This is a genomic window from Streptococcus nakanonensis, from assembly GCF_059738785.1.
The window spans coordinates 844,819-868,333 of the sequence record NZ_AP027139.1 but is presented as its reverse complement, the minus strand read 5'-3'; the positions used below and the strand labels follow the sequence as shown (position 1 = coordinate 868,333).

Here is a 23,515-nt window from a genome sequence, read left to right as displayed (position 1 = left end):
TATACCACAAAAGCGAACAATACTTAGAATTCCCTTTAACAAAATCCTAGCATTGTTCGCTTTCTTTCTCTAAACATTCTTTGTACTTTATGGATAACACAACTATCAGAATCAATCTAGTTCGTTGTTAAAACACAAAAGAATGAATGTTCATTTGACTAAATTTTTATTTTAGTCTTCTTTTTTCTTTCTAAGAGCAAGTCCGAGACCGCCTAGCATACCAAGAAGTCCTAGAGAGGCAAGAGTCGCATTTGATTCTGTTCCTGTATTTGGCAATACATTTTGAGAATCATTTGACTTAGCTCCATTATCACTATCAATAGCATCTGTAGTATCTTCATGATTTGCATTCGGAGTAACTGCATCTGGAATTGGAGTTGTTGGTGCAGGTGTATCTTGACCAGAACCTCCATTAGTATCTGGTGTTACTGGCGTATCAGGTGTCACTGGTGCAACTGGAATTGTATCTGTTGGTGTTGCTGGTGTTACCTTAGCTGGAGTTTCTACTGGAACTTCTACAGCTGGTTGACCTGGTTCAGTAATCTTACCTGTACCTGGAACTTTACCGTCTGGTAATTCACTGTTTGGTATTGTAGCTTTTCCGTCTTGTCCAATTATTACGACAATTGGTGTGCCATTCTTACCTGGTATTTCTACCTTCGTTCCTGGTGGATATGTTGAACCATCTGGTTTCTTAGGCGTTACTGTAACGTCACCTGTATTTGGATCTTGATCTAGTTCAACCGTTGGTGTCTTACGGGCTGGTGTTGTTACAATTACTTCTACAGGATCTTTTCCTGGTTCCATAATCGTGCCTTTTCCTGGTTCTATTCCATCTGGTAAATCTTTATTAGGTATAGTTCCTTTTCCGTCTTTTCCAATTATTACGACGATAGGTTTACCATTCTTACCTGGTATTTCTACCTTAGTATTTTCTGGATATAGTGTTCCATCTGGTTTCTTAGGTGTTACCGTCACATCCCCTGTATTTGGATTTTGATCCAACTCTACTGTTGGTGTCTTACGAGCTGGGGTTGTTACATCCACCGGATTAGATGGTTTCCTACCTGGTTCTGTTACTGTTCCTTTTCCTGATTTAACTTCTTTTGGAAGTTGGTCATTTGGAACTGTTCCTGAGCCATCTTTTCCAATTGTCACTACTATAGATGTTCCATTTTCTCCTGGAATTTTCACTATAGTACCTTCCGGATACGTTGTTTTATCTGTTTTCTTCGGTGTGACGACTGCATCTCCATTTGGTTTTATTGTGATTTCAATTGTACCTAATTCTGCCGTTTCTGGCGCAGTAGGATCAATTTTCCCAGGCGTCTCTACCTTCACTTCAACTGTTGGCTTACCTGGTTCCTTAATCCTACCTGTTCCTGGAGTATCTTCATCAGGTAAATCATTATTTGGAACTGTTCCTGTTCCATTATTTCCGATTGGTACAACGATTGGTTTGCCATCTTTCCCTGGAATTTCTACCGTAGTTCCTGATGGGTATGTTGTTCCATCTGGTTTCTTAGGTGTGACTGTTACATCTCCTGTATTTGGATCTTGTGTTAACTCTACTGTTGGAGTCTTACGAGCTGGTGTTGTTACAGCTACTGGTTGTGATGGCTTCTTATTCGGTTCTGTTACAATTCCTTTTCCTGTAATATCTTCTTTTGGAAGTTTATCATTTGGAACTATTCCTGAACCATTATCTCCAATCGTTACAATAATAGATGTTCCATTCTCTCCTGGAATCACAACCTTAGTTCCTGATGGATATGTTGAGCCATCTGGTTTCTTCGGAGTAACTACGGCATCTCCATTTGGATTTCTTGTAATTTCAATCTTACCTAGTTGCTCTGTTTGAGGAGCAAGTGGATTGATTTTACTTGGTGTTAGCACCTGAGCTTCCGTAGTTGGTTTTCCTGGTTCTGTAATCTTACCTGTGCCTGGTACATTTCCATCTGGTAAATCACCATTTAAGACTTTTCCTGTTCCATCTTCTCCAGTTGTTACAGTGATTGGATTTCCATTTTTACCTGGTATTTCGACCTTCGTTCCTGATGGATATGTTCCTCCACCTGGCTTCATAGGAATCACTGTTACATCTCCAGTTTTTGGATCTTGATCCAAACGTATAGTTGACGGCTTACGAGCAGGTGTTATCACATCCACTGGTTGTGATGGTCTAGCTCCTGGCTCTGTTACTGTTCCTTTTCCTGGCACTTCATCTTTTGGAAGTTTGTCATTCGGAACTATTCCAAAACCATCTTTTCCGATTGTCACAACAATAGGTGTTCCATTTTCTCCTGGAATTTTCACAGTCGTTCCTGCTTGATATGGTGTTCCATCTGGTTTCTTAGGTGTAACAATCGCATCTCCATTTGGGTTTCTTGTGATGTCAATTTCAGTTGGTTGTTCCGTCGCTGGATGATTTGGATTGATTTTTTTCGGTGTTTCAACATTAACAACTTCTGCTGATTTTCCTGGTTCTGTAATCTTACCTTTTCCTGGAGTATCTTCATCCGGTAAATCATTGTTCGGAACTGTACCTTTTCCATCTTTGTCAAGTGTTACTTCAATAGTTTTTCCATCTTTGCCTGGAATTTCTACCTTAGTATCTTTAGGATATGGTGTTCCATCTGGTTTCTTAGGTGTTACCGTTACATCTCCAGTATTTGGATTTTGTTCCATTTCCACTGTTGGTGTCTTACGAGCTGGTGTTTTTACAGCAACTGGTTGTGATGGTTTTTTATTTGGTTCTGTTACGATACCTTTTCCTGGTACATTTCCTTTTGGAAGTTTGTCATTTGGTACTATTCCTGAGCCATCTTCACCGATAATAACTTCGATTGGAGTGTTATTATCACCTGGGATAACTACCTTAGTTCCTGGTGGATATGGTGTTTTATCCTTTTTCTTAGGTGTTACTACAGCATCTCCATTTGGTTTTCTTGTAATTTCAATTTCACCTGGTTGTTCTGTTTGAGGTGCATTTGGATCTAATTTCTTAGGTGTTTTTACGTTTACTTCAACAGAAGGTTTTCCTGGCGGTGTAATTTTACCTGTTCCTGTAATTTCCCCATCTGGTAAGTCTTTATTCGGAATAATTACTTTTCCATCTGGTCCTGTTGTTACCACAATTGGTGTGCCATTCTTACCTGGAATTTCTACCTTCGTTCCTGGTGGATATGTTGTTCCATCTGGTTTCGTTGGTGTTACCGTTACGTCTCCTGTATTTGGATCTTGATCTAATACTATTGCTGGTGTTAAACGAGCTGGCGTTTCAACAGTAACTTTTTCAGGAGTTTTATCTGGACCAGGCTCAGTGATTGTTCCTGGACCTGAGATTTTACCATCTGGTAAATCTTTATTTGGCACTTTACCTTTACCGTCTTGTCCAATTGTTACAGTGATTGGATTTCCATCTTTTCCTGGAATTTCTACCTTAGTTCCTGGTGGGTATGTTGTTCCATCTGGTTTCGTTGGTGTTACTGTTACTTCTCCTGTATCTGGATCTTGTTGTAACTCTACTGTCGGTGTCTTACGGGCTGGCGTCGTTACATCAACTGGATTAGATGGTGCTTTATTCGGTTCTGTTACTGTTCCTGTTCCTGGTTTATCAGTTTTTGGAAGTTTATCATTTGGAACTGTTCCTGAACCGTCATTTCCAATCTCTACCTCAATTGTTGTATTATTATCACCTGGAATAACTACCTTGGTTCCTGGTGGATATGTTCCTACACCTGGTTTCGTTGGTGTTACAATTGCATCACCATTCTCTTTACGAGTAATTCCTATAGTTGGAGTTTGAGTCGTAGGAGTTTTTGGATCTGTTCCATTTTTCTTCTCTTCATCATCTGGAATTCCATCGTTATCATCATCTGCATCTTCTTTGTCTGGAGTTCCATCTCCATCTGTATCTCTCAGAATCGTTACTGGAACTTCTACCTTAATTTCCTCAGTTTCTTTTCCAGTTTTTCCATCTTTTTCTTTTGTAATTTTAACAGGAATGTTAATTTGACGCTCTTCTTCATCTTTGCCCCAATTATCTACTGTTGGAGTTCCTGTTAACTCACCATTTCCGTTAACTGATAATCCATTTACTGGTGGATTTTCTGTTGTGATTGTAGCACCTGCTTTATTCGGTGTAACAACTGTAACAGGTGGAATTTTAGCTTTTTCTCTCACAGGAGCTGGTGGTGTCACATTTCCTGTTAGTTCATCTGCTACTTTTGGATTTTTATCTTGATCATCTGGAATTCCATCATTATCATCGTCTGAATCATCTTTATCTGGTATTCCATCTCCATCTGTATCTCTTAATACATTGACTACAACGTCTTTTTCAACTGGTGTATCACCATCATGTGTTACTGTTACTTTGATCGTTACAGTACGATGTTCTTCGATTTCTCCCCAGTCTTTAATATCTGGTGTTCCAGTAACTTTACCATCAGGAGTTACAGTTAATCCATTTTTAGGAGTTGGAGTAATTGTACTATTGTCTTTGTTAGGTGTTACCACTTTATCACTTGTATATGCTTTATTTTCAATCGCATCTACCGGCGTTCCTACTTCAACTGTTAATGGTTTTCCAGCAGTTTCTGTAGATGATTGACTTGTTAAGTCTGTTGTCTTACTTGTCACTTGCGCTGTAACTGGTGAATCATCTTTTACTTTATCTGCAGGAATAGTCACTTTACCATTTGCATCAACAGCAATTGTTGGATCAGAACTTGTCCATGTTCCATTTCCACCTTTTGTTACTGTTACTGTTTGCGGCGTATTATCTTCACCTGTATATGTGATAGTTGTAGTTCCTTCTCCAGTTAATATCGGTGTAATTTCTACAGTTCCGTTTTCTTTTGGTGTAACTGTTGGAGCTTGTGGTTTCACTTTAACAATTACATCAGTTGTTTCTGTTGAACCATCTTCATAAGTAATTGTCACTGGAATTGTATGTTTACTATCTGGAGTTACATTTGGTAATGGTGATGTTTTTTCCACTACACTTGTAATCTTCGCTGCTGTGAAATCTTTAGTTTCAGTTCCATCTACTACTCCAGTAATCCCTGTTGTTCCTGATAAATCATCTCTTGAAAGTGGTGAGCCTGCTTCTTTAACAACATCTTTTTTAGTTACAGTATGAGATTGAGGTGTATATGTTGCATCATCAGAATCAACTGCAGAACCATTTGTTCCTTTTGTTGCTTTAGCTGTGACATTATTTCCAACTAACTCTTTAGGAATTTCTAGCGAACCATTGTGGAATACTAGACCTTCTTTTGGAGTTTCAAGTTCCCATCCAGAATCTTTCTTCACTAATGTTACAGTTCCATCTGTTAATGGAATTGTTACTTTATCTCCACCATTATTTGTTGATGGCGTTACTTTAACATTTCCATTTTGCCATTGTGAAATGGTTGGAGCTGCTGGTTTTTCTTCTTTTACAACTACATGAACCGTTACTTGGTTTCCTGCTTTTCCTTGGCTATCAACTGGTTGAAGCGTTACAGCGTAAACTCCTGCTGTTGGATTTGCTGGAAGTCCTGAGACATTAACAGTACCCGTTCCGAAAGGTTTATCCGTAGTACGATCATCTTCAGTATCAGATACAGTTACTAATTCTTTTAGTTTATCTGCTGTTAATACTGTTCCTGCATCATACACTTTTGGATTTTCTTGTGTTCCTACTCCTGCATCTTTCAACGTTACTACTGGAGCATCATTTGACACTGAAATTACTTGCCAATTTCCTGCTGGTGTTGCATTTTGTCCAGTTTCAGGTTTATAGTCTACTCGTAATCCTAATCCACTAGTATAATTAGCTGTATTATCTCCAGAAGCCGTTTCTTCTTTAATAAGAAGTTTTTTATTATTATCTGATTCTTTTAGAGTAATACTTACTTTGTTTTCTGATTTGTTAACATCATTAACACTATTTGTAATAGCTTCTACAAAGTTGTTTGCATTCGTAACGTCCGCCGGTGCCGTAGAAGAATCTACTTGCCAATCCCCACCATTTTCATCACGAACAAGGACAATACTATTTGGTGTATTATCTGTGTCAGTGCTGTTATGGAATCGTAACTCGATTCGTTTCGCATCATGTGGAACTGTTACATCGATATGCTTGCTACCGGCAATTGTAGCAGAAGGTGAGTAATTACCCATTTTGACTACTTTAGGATCACTCGTTTTAGAAACATCTGTATTTCCAACTTTGTTTACTACTGTAATCGCTGCTGGTTGAACTACTTCTCCGTTTTTATTTTCACTTTGACGAAGATTTACATTATCTGGTAATGTCGCTGTCCAAGTATCGCCATTAATAGTTACTTGTCCATTTTTACTTGATAAAACTGTGTTATCTTTATCATTTAAGTGTACTTCTACAACTCTATCATTATTATTATCTAATGTGAATCCACCTAATGTACCACTAATCGTACGTGTTGTTGATGATACTGCATCCTGATTAAAGGTTGGTTTTGGAGGTGCTACATGGAATGTAACCTCTTTTTCGATGCTAGCAGGTGTATAAACTTTTACAGTTTTACCGTCTATATTTGTTGTATAGTATCCTGCACCACTTGGGAATTTTACTAATGCTTTGTAATCAGTTACTACACCTGGTTTGTTAAACTCAGTAGTAGTCGTGATTTCAGCATTATTCTTACTCCATTTGAAACTCATTCCTGCTGGATAATATTTATCATCACCATTATTATTTTGACCATCGACTACTTTCACATAATTATGAGAGTCTTTGCCGTTACCTGCATTTGCTGCATCAACTAGTTTAGTTCCTAACTCAACTGTTTCTGGAATATTTCTAACTTCAACATCTACTACTGTATATTTGAACTTGTATGTTCCAGTATTGTTTATAGAATCTGTAACTTCTACAGTTCCAACATGTTCTCCTAAAGTAGAAGTATCTGTTGATGTATTCGCTTCTTCTTCAATCTTAACATTTGTTCCACTATTCCAAGTTCCTGTTTTTTCAATTTCAGTTTCATTTGGAAGTCCTGTTACTTTCAGATTAGTAATTTTATTTTTATCATCTCTTACATTGAAAGTAGGATTGAATTTTGCTCCTTTAAATACTACAAAGTTAGCAGTAGTATTTTCGTCATTTGTTAACAACATACCATCCATTGTAGCTGAAGGAACATTCGCATCAGCTTTCGTTACAGGGATTTCAATATCCTCTGTTGAATGGTCAGGATATGTGATAGTTGCACCAACATAGTAAGTACCATTATCTTTCGGCTTAATCGCACCATCTTCTTTCATAGCAAGACTTAAACCAGTTGTATTATTACTGATCTTTACAGTTCCACGTGTAGATGTAAATGTCAGATTTGATTTCATTGAATCAAAATCTTCTGGAGTAATTTTTGCATTTGTAGCAGTAACATCTACGTTAATTGGTTGTGTTGTAATTTGTGGTTCATATTTTGTTGCTTGAGTTAGAACTTTGAACTTAATACGCGATTTATTTGTAACATCGTTTGTTTGATTATTCAGCTCATTTGTTGCAGCATCTTTAGCTACAACATAACGTGTTACTTCATCATTATCTGTCCACTTTGTAGTTCCAGTTTTATAATCTCCTAAATTACCTGAAATTGTAACATCTCTTGGAGCATCTAATTCAACATTACTTTTTCGAACAGCCTCATTATAAGATAAGCCTTCACCCAAACCTATATTGAATGTCTGACCTAATGCTATTCTAACTTCAGTCAATTTATTAGAATCGTCGGTTACTTTACCAATTGTTAGATTTGTATCTTCTGTTGGCGTTACATAAACTACTTGTTCACCATTAGATTCTACTTTTGTTTCTACGCCATTCGGAGTAAATTCAAATTTCGGTGGTTCTGTATCCCCTACTTTAGAATTCTCTGTTGTTGGATCACTTTCTACACGATCAGCCGTTACAGATTTAGCTGTTATTGCAGTTTTGTCCTTAATAGCACGGTCTTTGATTGTAACAACACCCGTATCAGGATTAATGGTTACACCATCCGCAGGTGTATTTGGCGATAACGACCATTTATTCCCAGTCTTAGTTGCTGTAATTTGTATAGTCTTACCATTTGGATGTATATATTCAAAGTCCAACGTATTAACATTTTCTTCACTTACCGGCGTTACTGTTACATCTCCTTTTTCTAAAGGAGTAATTGTTGGTGCTGTCGGTTTAACATGGAAGATCTGTTCTCTTTCGATTGTAGCAGGTGTGTAGACTTTAACTTTCTTACCATCAATAGTTTCTGTATAATATCCAGCCCCACTTCTAAACTTCACTTCTGGTTTATATTCAGAAATGATTCCTGGTCTACTCAATCTAGTTCCATTAGCAACCTCTTCAGTTCCCTTCTTCCATTTGAACAACATACCAGCTGGATAGTACTTATCATTACCATCATTATTTGTACCATCTACTACTTTTACATAATTATGAGAATCTTCTAATTGAGTATTTAATGGGACTGTTTTTGGTGTTTCTCTAATTGCAACATCTACAACTTTATATTTGAATTTATAAGTTTTCTCATTGTTTAGTGCATCTTTTACAACAATACTTGCTTCATGATCTCCTAATTGAGCATTATTTGTTGCAGTAATAGTATCGTCTGTTACTTGAACATCTGCTCCATTTTTAGACCAGTCTCCTGTTGCTGAGAAATTATTCCCACTCGGTAAACCTGATACACTTACGCTTTTCACATTATTTTTATCGTCGCTAACTCGTAACGTTGGGTTAAATGTTGACCCTTTAAATACTACAAATGAATAATCTGTAGCCGTTTCTGATAATTCTTTACCATTTATAGTCACTTTTGGTGCTGTTGTATCTGACTTACTTACTGGAATTTCGATATTTTCTGTTGTGTGGTCTGGATACGTAATTGTCGCACTTACATAGTATGAACCATTCGTAGCATTCTTTTTAATTTTTCCATTATCATTCATCGTGATATTTAAACCAGCAGTTCTATTATTAGGACTATTGCTAATTTTCACTTCACCACGTTGTGATGTGAACGTAATATTAGATTTAATGGCATCAAACTCTGCTTGAGTAACTTTCGCATCGCTTGCTGTAACATCCTTATTAATTGCTTGAGTTGTAAATTGTGGATCATATTTCGTTGCTTGTGTTAAAACTTTAAAGGTAACAGCTGTAGGATGTTCGCGCGTATTAGATATTGAATTGTTTGAAGCGTCTGTTGCATTCACGTTACGAGTATATACTTCATCATCAACCCATCGTGTTGTACCTGTTTTATACTCACTTACTTTCCCTGTTACTATGATATCTCTTGGTGCGGCTACTTCGACATTATTAACACGAAGTACGCCATTATGTGTTAACCCTGGGAAACCTAAGCCACTAGCGTTACCATTTGTTTCTTTAAATATAGCTTCCACTAATTTATTTGAATTATCCGTTACAGCCCCAATATTAAGATTTGTATCTTCTGTTGGAGTTACATAAACAACTTGTCTTCCAGTAGCATCCACTATTTTTTCTTTTCCATTAGGGGCAAACGTAAATACTGGTGGTATTTTATCCCCAACGTTTGAAGTTTTTGTCACTGGATCACTTTCCACATTATCATTTGTTTTAGATTTTGCAGTAATTGAATCAGAATCTTTGATAGCTCTATCTTTGATTGTTACTTTACCTGTAATTTTATCAATCGTCACACCATCAGCTGGAGCATTACTTAATGTCCATCCATCGTTTATTTTTGTTGCTGTAACAGTTTTTGGAGAATTATTAGGATCTTTATATGTGAAATTGAATGTATTAACATTTTCTTCAGCCACTGGCGTCACTGTAACATCCCCATTTGTTTCTGGCGTTACTGTCGGTGCAGTTGGCTTAATTTGAACTTCAATATTTTTCGTTAAATACGCTCTATTTGTAATTTCAGAAACATTATCTCCTTGAACTCCAGTACGAGGAACTGTTTGAATTCCATTTGTACCTGCATAATTTTCAGGGAAATAAGCTGCTGCTTTTACAACATGTTTACCTGGCGTATTAAAAGTAACATTATTCTTAACAGTATTGTCTGGTTGAATAAATTTAAATTTCATTCCTCCAGGGAAGAAACTATCATTGTGAGTTGTTCCATCAGTTGTTCGTAAATAATTGTTGGCATCATTTAGTGAAGTTCCTTTATTTCCTTTAACAACTAAAGTACCATCTTGTCTAATTTCACCTTTACCATCTTCAAACTCTAAATCAACGACTTCTGTTCTAAATTTCACCGTTGATTTATTGCCCTTATCAACATTACCGCTTTGGTCATCTGACACTTTAAAAGTAGCTGTATGTTTTCCTAACGGTGCATCAGCAGCAACTGTTCCCGTAACATTTGTTGTTCCTGGAGTTTTTTCTACTGCTCCTGTTTTTGAAAGTGTAGTTCCATTGTTAAAATTAACACCTTTAGGTAATCCACCTTCATATTTTAAGTTTACTTTACCTCTAGGATCATTATCATACATTGATAATGGAACGTTTAAAGTTGCGCCTCTATAAATACGAGTTACCGGAGATGTTGACTCATTATCTGTTAATACCGTTGATTTATTCCCATCTGTCGGATTAGTCATTTTAACTGTTGGTGCTTGGTTATCTCTTAATGTTGGTTGTACTGGTTGGTCATCATACCCTGTATATGTTGGCTCATTTGTATCTCGTCCAGAAACAAATGTGTATGCTTGGTTAGTAGTTTCCCCAAACGTACCAGCAACTGCTAATGAGTATGCATTTCTTACTTGGTCATCTGTTACTCCAGCTTTCAACTTAGCTTTAACCTGCATATGTACAGCAGATGTTCTATCCTCTGTTTTAACCCCAAACCCATATGAATATTTGTTAAATTTGCTTTCCGTTCTTGTTACCGCATGGATTAAAAGTGGATCATTACTATTCCCTTTAAATGTATCACGCATATCTTGATTATAACTATTTCCATGTCTAATATCTAAACTATAGAAATACGTTAATTTTTTCCAATAGGGACCATAATCCGTAGAATCTCTTAAAAAATTAACATCATAAGAACCAGTTATAGTAAATCTTTCTGGATTTTGAGAAAGAGTGCCAGAGTTCCCATTTCTTGTATAAGTTTCAAACTTTAAATCTCTTAAAGTATTACCTTTATAGGTACCATCGCTATTTAAATCTAAAATTTGAGGTGGTAAAATTAATCGATAGATTTGATATCTACTTAGATGCGCCATTGCAGTACCATCATTGTTGAAGAAGACATCGTAAACTACATAACGTTCCCCACCAATTGTTGTCGTTTTAGCGAACATATCTACTTTATTTTCTGTATATTCTCTTAGTTCATTTCTAACAACTCTATCTCCATCACTTGCACGGAAACGTTGATAAATTAATAAGTTATCACTTGAATCCCATGTTGAAGAAATTGATGCTGCTCTTACATTTGTTCCCTTCTCAATCTTCTTTCCATTACGTGGATCATTCTTACCTGAAGTTAGACGCAAAGTCGCTATTTTGACAGAATTAAACGTTCTTTTAACACGATTATTCAAATCCTCAAGTTCATTAGATGTTACCCTAGTATTTGTCAATAATCCTTGAGCAAGTGAGAGAACTTCATTTGCTTTTCCAAGTACTTCTTTAGTTGATTCATGTTCAGGGAGCTCAAGAACTGCTGCTTGTAATTGTTCAGCAGACAATTTTAGCGATTCTTTCTTATCTGAAATAGTTTTATCAGCTTCACTTAGTTCAGAAGTGGTTTTATTATCTTTGATTTCAGTATTATTCTCAGTTGCGTTTTCTTGAACCTTGCTTGATTCTTTAGCAGCATTTGATAAAGCAGTTAAATCACTTTCTAAAAGGGAAAGTAGTTCATCTACATACTTCTGCGCTGCAGTATCACTATCTAGTAGGGCTTGCCCTTTTTGAACTCTGTCCTTAATCGGAGAAAGAACTGAGTTGTCAAGATCTGATTTCGATGAAAGAGTAGTATTTAACTCTTCAACTACTTTTCTTAATTTCGCTTTATCAACTACTTTAACAATGTTTTCACTATTAGTTGCCATTTCCTTTTCTGAAGGATTCTGTGCAACTTCTACTTTGTTTTCAGTAGGTTCCGTAACGCCCACAGGTGGCTCGACCTTATTTTCAGGGTTCACTACACCTGCAGTAGAATGTGAAGTGTTTTCAACTAGACTATCCGCACTAACGACATGCGTACCTAAAAACATCAGTGCTGCTACAGCTACTGAAGCCGCACCAAAGCTATATTTACGAATAGAAAAGCGCAGTACCTTTTCACCTTGCTGTCGATTTACTTTATATGAATTCGATTTGTGTTCCATTTCTCCTCCTAAGGAAAATATAATAAAAAAGCAATCTTTATAACTTCAACTCCTTAAAAAGAGTTAAGCTACAAAAATCACTATGATGATTGCTATAGGCAAATAACATCACAGCTATCACAGCTATCACAGCTATCACAGCTATCACAGCTCAATTATACTATTTTCTACATACTTAATCAAATATTTGGCCTTATATTCTTTAACATTCGAAAATATTGTATATTTAAGTATAACATTGTGAATATATTGATATTTTTTTAAAAACAACTCTGTTCACAAAAAAGTAGATTATACTTATCTATTTTCAAAAATCATTAAATTTCTTTTTATTTAAGGTTTTATCCACATAAAAAAACCTATAAGCTCTATAGAGGTATAATCCACTAGAGAGTTTATAGGACCTAGAATAGTTACTATTTCTTTTATTCTTCTGTTATGTCAATCACAATCTCTTCTGATTCATCAAGAGTTTCGGCCTTTTCTTGCCATTGTTCCTTGAGATTATTGAATTGATTTTTTGATGCTTCTGTCGCTTGACGGGCACATGATTTAGCTTGAGCAAGGACACTGTCCACAGTTATTTCACCTGACTCAACCTGTTCTTTGGTTTTCAGAACGAAATCTGTAGCCTGCTCCTTAACTTCTGTCAGTTTTTCACAGACCTGCTCCTTGGCATACTCCGGATCTTCTCTCAAATCATCTAGAAAATCTTGAGCCCGACTGCAAACTTGTTTACCCTTATCGCTTGTTAAAAACAAGGCAAGAGCTGCACCTGAAACAGTTCCTAAAAGGATTGAGGATAGTTTACCCATAAGGATTCTCCTTTTTTATTTTTTTAAAAATTTACTTGCAAGACGAAGAGCTGACAAACTTGCCCCAGTCTTGAGTGTTTTTGAACCAGCTGATGAAGCTTTCTTGCTCAAGACACGCGCATGGTCATTGAGGTCTGAAACAGATAGAGATAAATCTGCAACAGCACTAAAAAGTGGATCAATCGTTGCCACCTTGACATTGATATCATCTGCCAAGACATTAACCTTAGCCAGCAATTCATTGGTATGATGCAAGGTCACATCTACATCTGAAGTCAAGGTTTTAATCGTTTTCTCTGTTTCATCGATAACACGCCCAAGCTTTTGTACAGTAATGATTAGATAGACTAAAAAGACAATCAAAGCTAGGGCAACAAGAATATATGCAACTTCTAACATTTAGTTTTCCTCCTCTGTAGTATAGTAAGGGGCCTTCTTTCGATTTTGATATAGAATGATAAAAATACCGAGACCGATAAGGACAACTGATAGCCATTGAGATACTCGAAGACCAAAAAACATGAGACTATCTGTTCGCATGCCTTCAATAACCATACGACCGAAACCATACCAAATCAAGTAGAAAGCAGTGATATGGCCTCGTCTGAGACTCTTCCATTTTCGTCTGAATATCAAAATCAAAGCAAAGCCAAGCAGATTCCATAGAGACTCATAAAGGAAGGTCGGTTGACGGTAGCTCCCCTCAATATACATCTGGTCACGGATAAAGGCAGGTAGATAATTCAGATTATCCACTGCTGAACCATAAGCTTCTTGGTTAAAGAAATTGCCCCAGCGTCCCAAACTTTGGGCAATCATGACGCTAGGCGCCGCAATATCTAGGAAATCCCAAGTATTGATGAGTTTACGATCAGCAAAGATATAGAGCACAAGAGCCCCGGTAATCAAACCACCGTAAATGGCCAAACCACCATTCCAAATGGCAAAAATCTCTCCCAGATTCTGACTATAATAATCAAAACGGAAAATAACATAGTAGAGACGAGCTCCTAAAATAGCCAGAGGAAAGGCTACTAAGATAAAATCTAAAATATCGTCTGGGATGATCTTCTTTCTAGGCGCTTCTTTCATGGTCAAATAAACCGCAAGAATCAAGCCTGTTACAATACACAAGGCATACCAACGAATGGCTAGGGGTCCTAGTTGAATAGCAATTGGATCAAGCATTTTGCACCTCATTTCGAGCGATGAGATTTGTCAAGCGTTCTTCGAACAAACGAGTCGCATCAAAGCCCATTTCCTTTGCACGATAATTCATGGCAGCAGCCTCAATCACGACAGAGATATTACGACCTGTTTTAACTGGAATACGAATACGAGGAATAGATACGCCAGAAATTTCAAGTTCCTCTGCATTGTTTCCCAGACGATCAAAGGTCTTATGCGTATCGTAATTTTCCAAATAGACAGCAAGCTGAACCTGTGAAGAATCCTTGACAGCACTGGCACCGTAGAGACTCATGACATCGATGATCCCAACCCCACGAATTTCAATCAAGTGTTTCAAAATTTCGGCTGGTTCACCCCAGAGAGTAATCTCGTCCTTAGCAAAAATATCGACCCGGTCATCAGCTACCAAGCGGTGGCCACGTTTGACAAGCTCAAGACCTGTCTCACTCTTACCGATTCCACTATCTCCCTGAATCAAGACGCCCATCCCATAGATATCCATCAAAACCCCATGAACACTGGTCCGTTCTGCCAAACGTGAGTCCAGATAACTAGATAATTCTCCAGATAAACGACTGGTGGCTGTACGGCTGGTTAAAATGGCAATCTTACATTCTCTAGCAGCCTTTAACATCTCCTCTGGGACCACCAAACCACGGGCAACAATGACCGCAGGTGTCTCAGGTAGAAACATTTTTTTCAAAACTTCATAACGGCTGTTTGAAGGCATGCTGATCAGATAAGACCACTCCTTCATCCCCAAAAGTTGAATCCGCTCTGGAGTATAGTAATCAAAATAACCTGTCATTTCAAGACCAGGTCGCGTGATATCTGCTGTATTGATTTCCTTTTCAAGCAATTCTGGTTCGCCGTAGACAATGTCTAGTCTAAGCTTTTCAATCACTTCTTTTACTAAAACCGTCATCATTTCCTCCTTCAAATGAGTTCTTCTCTCTATTATATCAAATTGTAGGAGGAAGTTTCAGATTTTTGCAGGCTTTGGAGTATTTATTTAAAAGAAAAAGACTAGATTTCTCTAGCCTTTCATTTCTAATTAGAATTTTTTACGTTTACGAGCTGCTTCTGATTTACGTTTACGTTTTACAGAAGGTTTTTCATAGAATTCACGTTTGCGTGTTTCTTGAAGAGTACCAGCTTTAGTAACCGCACGTTTGAAACGACGAAGTGCGTCGTCAAGAGATTCATTCTTACGTACTACTGTTTTAGACATTTTTTTCACTCCCTTCAAGTTCAATATCTATTTTATTCTACACGTAAAAGGAATAATTGTCAAGCAAAAATGCGGTTTAATTTTGATTTTTTCTTACATTTATACAAGAGTTGAAAGCGTTCAACAGAACATTGCTTTTTATTTTTCAAGTAAGCTGAGCGCTTCAGCATCTGCAATGATGGTCACATCAGGGTGGTTTTGCAAGCTACTTGCTGGTAGAGACTCAGTAACTGGGCCAGACACTGTTCCGGCAATGGCTTCTGCTTTCGACTCACCGTAAGCAAAGAGAAGGATTGACTTGGCATCCAAAATGTTTTTAATCCCCATTGAAATGGCTTGGGTTGGGACGTCTTCAATCTTGTCAAAGAAGCGCGCATTGGCTTCGATAGTAGACTGGTCAAGTTCTACTAGATGCGTTTGACTGTCAAATGGAGTACCAGGCTCATTAAATCCGATATGTCCATTGCGACCGATTCCCAAGATTTGGAGATCAACTGGATGGTCAGCCAAAATTTGGTTGTAGCGTTCAACTTCAGCTTCAGCATGATCCTTAACCCCACGAGGCAAGAAACTTTCTTTAAATGGTTTTTGGTTGAACAAGTTTTCTTGCATGAAGTGACGGTAAGACTGAGGATTGTCGCCATCAAGGCCTACATACTCATCAAGGTTGACACTTGTTAGATTTGAAAAATCAAGGTCACTCTCAACAATTTCCTTGTAAAATTCAAGTGGGCTACTTCCTGTCGCAAGTCCTAGGGTTTGAGCTCCATTGGCCAATTTTTCCTTCAAAATCTCAAAAGCAACTTTTCCACCTTCGATTTGGTTTTCAACTTTAATAACTTTCATCTTTTCATCCTCCATTTCTATCTATATTTATTATATGGTATAGACCAATTTTTGTCAAGTGAAAACGATTTAATTTTCAAAAAAAGAGCGTCCAAACTTGAAACATGTTATAATGGATAGGATTAGAACTTAGAAAGAATGAACAGATATATGAATACAGCTGATTTTGATTTCCACTTACCCGAGGAATTGATTGCCCAAACGCCCCTTGAAAAACGGGATGCTTCTAAACTCCTCATTGTCAACCGTGAGACGGGAGAAATGCAGGATAAACACTTCCACTCTATTATTGATATGCTGGAACCCGGTGATGCCCTTGTCATGAACGACACCCGCGTTCTCCCTGCCCGCCTCTATGGTCAAAAGGAAGAAACTGGAGGTCATGTGGAACTTCTCCTGCTCAAAAATACTGCTGGAGATGAGTGGGAAGTTCTGGCTAAACCTGCCAAACGCCTCAAGGTTGGTACTCGTGTCAGATTTGGTGATGGTCGCCTCAGCGCTGTTGTTACGGAAGAATTGACCCACGGAGGCCGCATTGTCCGCTTCGAATACCAAGGAATTTTCCTGGAGGTCTTGGAAAGTCTGGGAGAAATGCCTCTGCCACCTTATATCCACGAAAAACTGGATGACCGTGAACGCTATCAAACGGTCTACGCTAAAGAAAGTGGCTCTGCTGCAGCACCGACTGCTGGTCTTCACTTCACCAAAGAACTGCTGGCAGAAATCCAAGCTAAGGGTGTTCATCTAGTCTATCTAACTCTTCATGTCGGACTCGGAACCTTTAGACCTGTTTCAGTTGACAATCTGGACGAACACGAAATGCACTCAGAATTCTACCAACTTTCTGAGGAAGCAGCTGCAACCCTTCGCTCTGTTAAGGAAAATGGTGGTCGCGTCATCGCTGTCGGAACCACTTCTATCCGCACCTTGGAGACTATTGGTTCCAAGTTTGATGGGCAAATCCAAGCAGATTCTGGCTGGACCAATATCTTTATCAAACCTGGCTATGAATGGAAGGTCGTGGATGCCTTTTCAACCAACTTCCATCTGCCAAAATCAACTCTGGTCATGTTGGTTTCTGCCTTTGCTGGCCGTGAATTAGTCTTAGATGCCTACCACCATGCCATCCAAGAACACTACCGCTTCTTCAGTTTCGGTGATGCCATGTTTATCTACTAATTTTCACAATCAAAAAGCGAATATTATCAGGCATTATAAAACCTTGATAGTATGCGTTTTGTAATGGATAAAGACTTATACTCTTCAAAAATCTCTTCAAACCGCGTCAACGTCATCCACAACCTCAAAACAGTGTTTTGAGCTGACTTCGTCAGTTCTATCTACAACCTCAAAGCAGGGCTTTGAGCAACCTGCGGCTAGTTTCCTAGTTTGCTCTTTGATTTTCATTCAGTATTAAACAAAAAGTGAACAAACCTGAATTCTAATGCACAGAAGACTAGGCTTGTTCACTTTTTTATAGTCGCTATAAGATGAGCTTATCTATAGCTTTTTATACATAATTATATATCCAGACATACTATTATCAATTTTGTCGCAGGGAGGAATCTATTAACGCACCCATTCACCATTATCATTGACTCTATAACCATCTATACTTGTATTGACCGCTAGCTCACCCGATGCATTTACATAATACCATTTACCACCAACTTGGAACCATTGATTGGCTTTCATAGAACCGTTGCTGTTGAGGTAATACCATGAACCATTATTTTGTAGCCAACCTGTCTCCATGGAACCGTTAGAGTTGAGATAGTACCATGAACCATTCACTTGTGCCCAACCTGTTGCCATGGAACCGTTAGAGTTGAGGTAGTACCATGAACCATTCACTTGTACCCAACCCGTTGCCATGGAACCATCAGTATTATAAAAATACCACATACCATTTTCTTGTTTCCAGCCTGTTGCCATGGAACCATCAGTATTATAAAAATACCACATACCATTTTCTTGTTTCCAGCCTGTTGTTGGAGCAACTGGTTTAGCTGGTTCTACTGTTCCTTGATTAGATGTAACAGATACAGGATACGAAGGAATAGATGATTTCTTAGGAACAACAACTTTTTCAGGTTCTCTCGTTCCTCTCCTTATACGTCTTTTTACCATCTCTTTAGTAATTTGACGAGAAGTAGTTTCTTCAATTGTTCCATCACGTTCATCTACAGTATAAATTGTAGTAAGCGTAATTTCACCAATTTCTCCTGATTCTTCTATTTCTTGACCTTTATAAAGAGTTGGGTCATCGAGATATTCTGTTTCGATTGGAATTACTTTTGTTTCAACGCTATCCTTAGCCGGAACCTTAACAATAATATTTCCTACTTCATCAACATCAGTCTCCGGTTCCTCTCCTTTACGGCGGGTATCGTCTTTAATAAATGTCACTCCTGTTCCATCAGCATGAACAAAACTTGTATTCAGGATTCCTCCTAAAAATAAAGTTAGCCCGACTATCACAGAACCAAAAATCTTTCCGAGTTTACGTAATGCATAGCGCTTATTGGTATTAGATTTTGCCATTACATCCTCCTTCTAAAAGTTACTACAAAGAGATTTTTTAACTAATACTAAACAAGATTAAAGAAGGAACTAGAACATCTGTCTTGTACTAATCAATATGCTATTTTAAAGTTGCAAATAAACTTGGGATGTCAATTATTATATTTACAATAAATAGTTGACTTCAATGAAAACAGAAAAGAAAATCACTTGTCTTCCCTGCTTATCTGATAATAAATAAGGTCCGCAAGATAGCACTTTCTCTCCACCCCATTTGCAACAGTTTTTAGATAGGACATTCCAGCCTTTTCCATGACACGACCTGAAGCTGGATTGAGACTGGCATAACGTGCCTTGACTTTTTGAAATTCTACTTGAGTAAAACAAAAGTCTAACACAGCTTTCAAGGCCTCCGTCATCATGCCACAACCCCAATAGTTTTTTCCTAAAATATACCCAATTTCACAAGAAGAATCATTCTCATTCATTTCAACGATGCTAATATCTCCTATCACTTGCTTAGGGTTTTCTTTGAGACAAATAGCCCATTTGTAATAGTTGGGATTTGTATAGGAGCCAACCCAATTACGAATGGAGTTTCGAGTCACCTCGACATCAGGATGAGGATCCCAGGTGACATAGGTCAGATTCTCAGCAGACGAAGCCCAATTTTGAAACATGGCTTCCGCATCACTATCCACAAATCTTCTTAAAATCAAACGTTCTGTCTGTAATGTTTGTGTACCGATAGATTTCACGATACTACCTCGCTTTCTGATAGATGATTCGATGTCCAATCTCCATTGAAACTTGCTTTGATTCCGAATCTCAAGGTTATAAGCTAAAAAGGTCCCACAGACCTTCTTCGCTTTCTCATTTCAAGATGAGAGGCTGAAAACCTCCACTGGAGGCTATTCTTGCTCCCCAGTTTCTAGGCAAGAGGCTAAAAAGATCCCCCGGACCTTCTTCGCTTACTTATTTCTGTGCTCAGGGTAAAAACCTCCACTGGAGGTTTTTCTTGCTTTTTAATTTCAGGGCAAGAAGCTAAAAAGGTCCCCCGGACCTTTTTACTCCCAAAAGTCATCAAATACAGTGATGGGTAGGTGGCGTTTGTGTTGGCCTTTGTGCCACCAGTTTTCAATGGTCGCTTGAGCTTCTGGGCTGATTGTTTTGCCTTCCAGATAGTCGTCAATCTCTGCATAGGTGACTCCAAGTGCAACTTCATCAGCTAGGCCTGGTTTGTCTTCTTCTAGGTCTGCTGTTGGGATCTTTTCATAAAGGGCTGGGTCTGCACCAAGTTCCTGCAAAAGTTGTTTTCCTTGACGTTTATTGAGGCGGAAAAGGGGTAAAATATCTGCACCTCCGTCACCAAACTTGGTAAAGAAACCTGTGATATTTTCCGCAGCATGGTCTGTTCCAATGACCGCTCCACTATGAGCACCTGCAAGGGCATACTGAGCAATCATACGGCAACGTGCCTTGATATTTCCCTTGTTGAAATCTGAAACAGGACTACCTGTCGCTTCAACTGCAGCTGTCATAGCATCTGCAGACTCCTTGATATTCACCACTAAACTGATATCTGGCTGAATGAAGGCTAGGGCTTTTTGAGCATCTGCTTCATCAGCTTGCACTCCATAAGGCAGGCGGACAGCGATAAATTTGTAGCTATCATCGCCCGTCTCTGCTCGCAGTTCTTCCATAGCTAGTTGAGCCAAACGACCTGCCAAAGTCGAGTCCTGCCCTCCAGAAATCCCTAGTACAAAGGTTTTTAGGAAGGGATGTTTTTTCAAATATCTTTTTAAGAAATCAATAGAACGACGGATTTCTTCCTGGGCATCAATCACTGGTTTGACACCCAGCTCTTGGATAATCGTTTCTTGCAAACTCATTCTTCTTCTCCTTCACCGAGGGCTTCCTTGCGCATCTTATCAATCAAGTCCATCTTGTCTTGCCATACATCACGCGCCAAATCTACTGGATAATGTTGCGGATTGAGCACGCGCTTGTACTCATCCCAAAGCTTGTCAAATTCCTTACGAGCATAGTCCTGAATCTCAGTCAAGCTAGGCAGCTTGTAAATCAATTTTCCGTCTTTAAAGATATCCACCAAGAGAGGAACGGCATCAAAATTACGAACAGTCTTCTTGATGTAGGTATAAGTCGGATGGAACATCTTGATTTCTGTCATGTCGCTCACATCCACACCATCATAAGTGATGTAGTCACCCTCTGACTTGCCTTTTTCACGACTGGTAATGCGCCACACCTGCTTCTTACCTGGCGTAGACACTTTTTCCGCATTATTAGACAGCTTGATGGTATTGCGCATGTTACCATTTTCATCTTCGATGGCAACAATCTTATAAACTGCCCCAAGAGCTGGCTGGTCATAGGCTGTAATCAGCTTGGTTCCCACACCCCAGACATCAATCTTGGCCTTTTGCATCTTGAGGTTGAGGATGGTATTTTCATCCAAATCATTAGAAGCATAAATCTTAGCCTCTGTAAATCCAGCCTCGTCCAGTTGCTGACGGACTTTCTTGGAAATGTAGGCAATATCCCCAGAGTCAATCCGCACACCCATAAAGTTAATCTGGTCACCCAGCTCACGCGCCACCTGAATGGCAGCTGGCACACCGATGCGAAGGGTGTCATAGGTGTCCACAAGAAAGACACAGTTTTTGTGGGTCGCAGCATAAGCCTTGAAAGCCTCATAATCATTGCCATAAACCTGCACCAAGGAATGTGCATGGGTCCCCAAGACAGGAATGTCAAAGAGTTTACCAGCACGCACGTTGCTGGTTCCATTGGCACCACCAATCACCGCTGCGCGTGTTCCCCAGATAGCCGCATCCATCTCTTGAGCCCGACGTGTCCCAAACTCCATCAAGGGTTCATCTTCGATAACCGAACGAATACGAGCTGCCTTAGTCGCCACCAAGGTCTGGTAGTTAACGATGTTCAAAAGAGCTGTTTCGACCAATTGACATTGAGCTAGAGGGCCTTCAACTTGCACAATCGGTTCATTAGCAAAGACCAAGTCCCCTTCTTGGGCAGAACGAACGGTCAACTCCAACTTGAAATTGCGGAGATAGTCCAAGAATGCCCCATGATAGCCTAGCGACTCCAAATAGGCAATATCACTATCTGAAAAACACAGATCTTCAAGATAGCTCACAATTCTTTCCAAACCTGCAAAAACCGCATAGCCATTCTTAAAAGGCTGCTGGCGGAAATACACCTCAAAAACCGCCTTCTTATTGTGAATCTCTTGGTCAAAGTAAACCTGCATCATGTTGATCTGGTACAAGTCCGTGTGCAATGTCAAACTATCATCTGGATACATACTTTTTCTACTTCCTTAGCTAGAAACACATGAAAATTTTCAAGAACTTTCATGTATTCCAATAAATTAGTACTATTATATCACATTTTAGCCGGATTGAGAAAAGAGTAACAAGCTATTCACCACTCTCTAGTTCATCCATATCTTGTTCAAACTTTTTCTGAGCCCATTCACCATAGCTCTTCAGACCAAGATTGCCGATAAAAACCCAAGGAAGGTAAATGACATAAGTAATTGCCCAAGCAGACAGGTATTTAACGTTCAAAGGATTGTGCTGATAAATTTCTATGTTGAATTGATAATTCTGTAACATCAAAAGAGCCGTAATAGCCAATGTTAGGAAAAAACAACCCAAAGTCGTAAAATGAAAACGACTATAGTAGGTCACTCCCAGATAACGGGCACGGTTGAAAAAGAAGAAAATTCCTACTATCAGAGTATAGACTAGAAAATTCGAATTAAAAAGAGAGGGAGCTAATACAGCCACCAAATAGCTTAGAAGCACAAGTCCAATGAAAAGGGTAAAGGATTCCGCTCCAGCTTTATTGATTAGTTGTTCTTCTCTTTCATCAAGTAATTGATAATGAATGAATTTATTTACCATCTTCTTCCTCCCAAAATAGTTGGTCTAGGGTTTTCCCTAAACATCTGCAAATGGACTGGCAGAGCGAGAGACTGGGATTATATTTCCCCGCCTCTATCAAACCAATAGTCTGGCGCGTCACCCCCACAGCCTCTGCCAGTTGACCTTGTGTTAAATCAAGCTCTACACGAGCTAATTTTAATTTTAAATTTTTAGCCACCTGCGTCCTCCTTATAGTTTTAATACTCATCTACTCTTAAAAAATCCAAAACCAACACAAGCTGTCAGCTATTTATTATAACCTCATTAATTAGCACTCCAATATTATCTTCAGCCTAAAATCAGTATGTTGGATTGCTTGAAATAAACTTCCTAGTTTGCTATTTGATTTTTTGTTTAGTATTAGCTTTAGTAGGATCTTTTAAACGAGTTTTTATTTCTTATTTAGTTTAATTGGTTTCATATCACTATTATATAATGCTTTTGGAAATGAGTCTAGCATAAGACAAAAACGTGTACACAACAAGAGCAGGAGCATACCAAGATGACTGATTTTTTTACTAGATTTTAAGTCTGCAAAATAATACTAAATA

General features: G+C 38.5%; 15 protein-coding genes. 1 reads left to right on the top strand and 14 read right to left on the bottom strand.

Annotated features, from left to right (window positions below; genetic code table 11):
* Positions 1-171 precede the first annotated feature (171 nt).
* From AC6I9F_RS04270 to AC6I9F_RS04240, 7 genes are all read right to left on the bottom strand, one after another.
* Positions 172-12,384, bottom strand: a complete 12,213-nt coding sequence (locus AC6I9F_RS04270) for a YSIRK-type signal peptide-containing protein (protein WP_498022977.1) — start codon at positions 12,382-12,384, stop codon at positions 172-174.
* 425 nt (positions 12,385-12,809) lie between these two features.
* A complete protein-coding gene (locus AC6I9F_RS04265; RefSeq protein ID WP_164226753.1) occupies positions 12,810-13,199 on the bottom strand; it encodes a YtxH domain-containing protein in 390 nt (129 codons plus the stop codon).
* A gap of 15 nt (positions 13,200-13,214) precedes the next feature.
* Positions 13,215-13,598: a DUF948 domain-containing protein gene (locus AC6I9F_RS04260; RefSeq protein WP_050242113.1), complete on the bottom strand. Its 384-nt coding sequence runs from the start codon at positions 13,596-13,598 to the stop codon at positions 13,215-13,217.
* Entirely contained in the window at positions 13,599-14,387 is a 789-nt protein-coding gene (gene lgt, locus AC6I9F_RS04255) for a prolipoprotein diacylglyceryl transferase (RefSeq protein WP_164226752.1), read from the bottom strand.
* Positions 14,380-15,315, bottom strand: a complete 936-nt coding sequence (hprK, locus tag AC6I9F_RS04250) for an HPr(Ser) kinase/phosphatase (protein WP_164226751.1) — start codon at positions 15,313-15,315, stop codon at positions 14,380-14,382. Before hprK ends, lgt begins: the two co-directional genes overlap by 8 nt.
* A gap of 129 nt (positions 15,316-15,444) precedes the next feature.
* Positions 15,445-15,621, bottom strand: coding sequence for a 30S ribosomal protein S21 (rpsU, locus tag AC6I9F_RS04245; RefSeq protein ID WP_000048054.1), 177 nt, complete (start codon positions 15,619-15,621; stop codon positions 15,445-15,447).
* A 138-nt stretch (positions 15,622-15,759) separates the two neighbouring features.
* Positions 15,760-16,467 carry a glucosamine-6-phosphate deaminase gene (locus tag AC6I9F_RS04240; RefSeq protein ID WP_138699895.1) on the bottom strand — a complete coding sequence of 236 codons (708 nt, stop codon included), beginning with the start codon at positions 16,465-16,467 and terminating at the stop codon, positions 15,760-15,762.
* A 150-nt stretch (positions 16,468-16,617) separates the two neighbouring features.
* Between AC6I9F_RS04240 and queA the strand changes: the two genes are divergently transcribed.
* Entirely contained in the window at positions 16,618-17,646 is a 1,029-nt protein-coding gene (gene queA / locus AC6I9F_RS04235; protein WP_261024952.1) for a tRNA preQ1(34) S-adenosylmethionine ribosyltransferase-isomerase QueA, read from the top strand.
* Positions 17,647-17,742: 96 nt separating this feature from the next.
* Here the strand turns inward: queA and AC6I9F_RS04230 are convergent, their stop codons facing one another.
* The 7 genes from AC6I9F_RS04230 to AC6I9F_RS04200 all read right to left on the bottom strand — a co-directional run bounded on the left by AC6I9F_RS04230 (position 17,743) and on the right by AC6I9F_RS04200 (position 23,142).
* A complete protein-coding gene (locus tag AC6I9F_RS04230; RefSeq protein WP_498022974.1) occupies positions 17,743-17,874 on the bottom strand; it encodes a hypothetical protein in 132 nt (43 codons plus the stop codon).
* Between the two features lie 162 nt (positions 17,875-18,036).
* A complete protein-coding gene (locus AC6I9F_RS04225; protein WP_498022972.1) occupies positions 18,037-19,011 on the bottom strand; it encodes a G5 domain-containing protein in 975 nt (324 codons plus the stop codon).
* A 185-nt stretch (positions 19,012-19,196) separates the two neighbouring features.
* Positions 19,197-19,748, bottom strand: a complete 552-nt coding sequence (locus AC6I9F_RS04220) for a GNAT family N-acetyltransferase (RefSeq protein WP_055387720.1) — start codon at positions 19,746-19,748, stop codon at positions 19,197-19,199.
* A 309-nt stretch (positions 19,749-20,057) separates the two neighbouring features.
* On the bottom strand, positions 20,058-20,882 hold the full coding sequence (nadE, locus tag AC6I9F_RS04215; RefSeq protein ID WP_338620047.1) for an NAD(+) synthase: 825 nt from the start codon (positions 20,880-20,882) through the stop codon (positions 20,058-20,060).
* Positions 20,879-22,339, bottom strand: coding sequence for a nicotinate phosphoribosyltransferase (locus AC6I9F_RS04210; protein WP_498022970.1), 1,461 nt, complete (start codon positions 22,337-22,339; stop codon positions 20,879-20,881). Before AC6I9F_RS04210 ends, nadE begins: the two co-directional genes overlap by 4 nt.
* Positions 22,340-22,454: 115 nt before the next feature.
* A complete protein-coding gene (locus AC6I9F_RS04205) occupies positions 22,455-22,943 on the bottom strand; it encodes a DUF6773 family protein (RefSeq protein ID WP_164226871.1) in 489 nt (162 codons plus the stop codon).
* Entirely contained in the window at positions 22,933-23,142 is a 210-nt protein-coding gene (locus tag AC6I9F_RS04200) for a helix-turn-helix transcriptional regulator (RefSeq protein WP_001107500.1), read from the bottom strand. Before AC6I9F_RS04200 ends, AC6I9F_RS04205 begins: the two co-directional genes overlap by 11 nt.
* Positions 23,143-23,515: the final 373 nt, after the last annotated feature.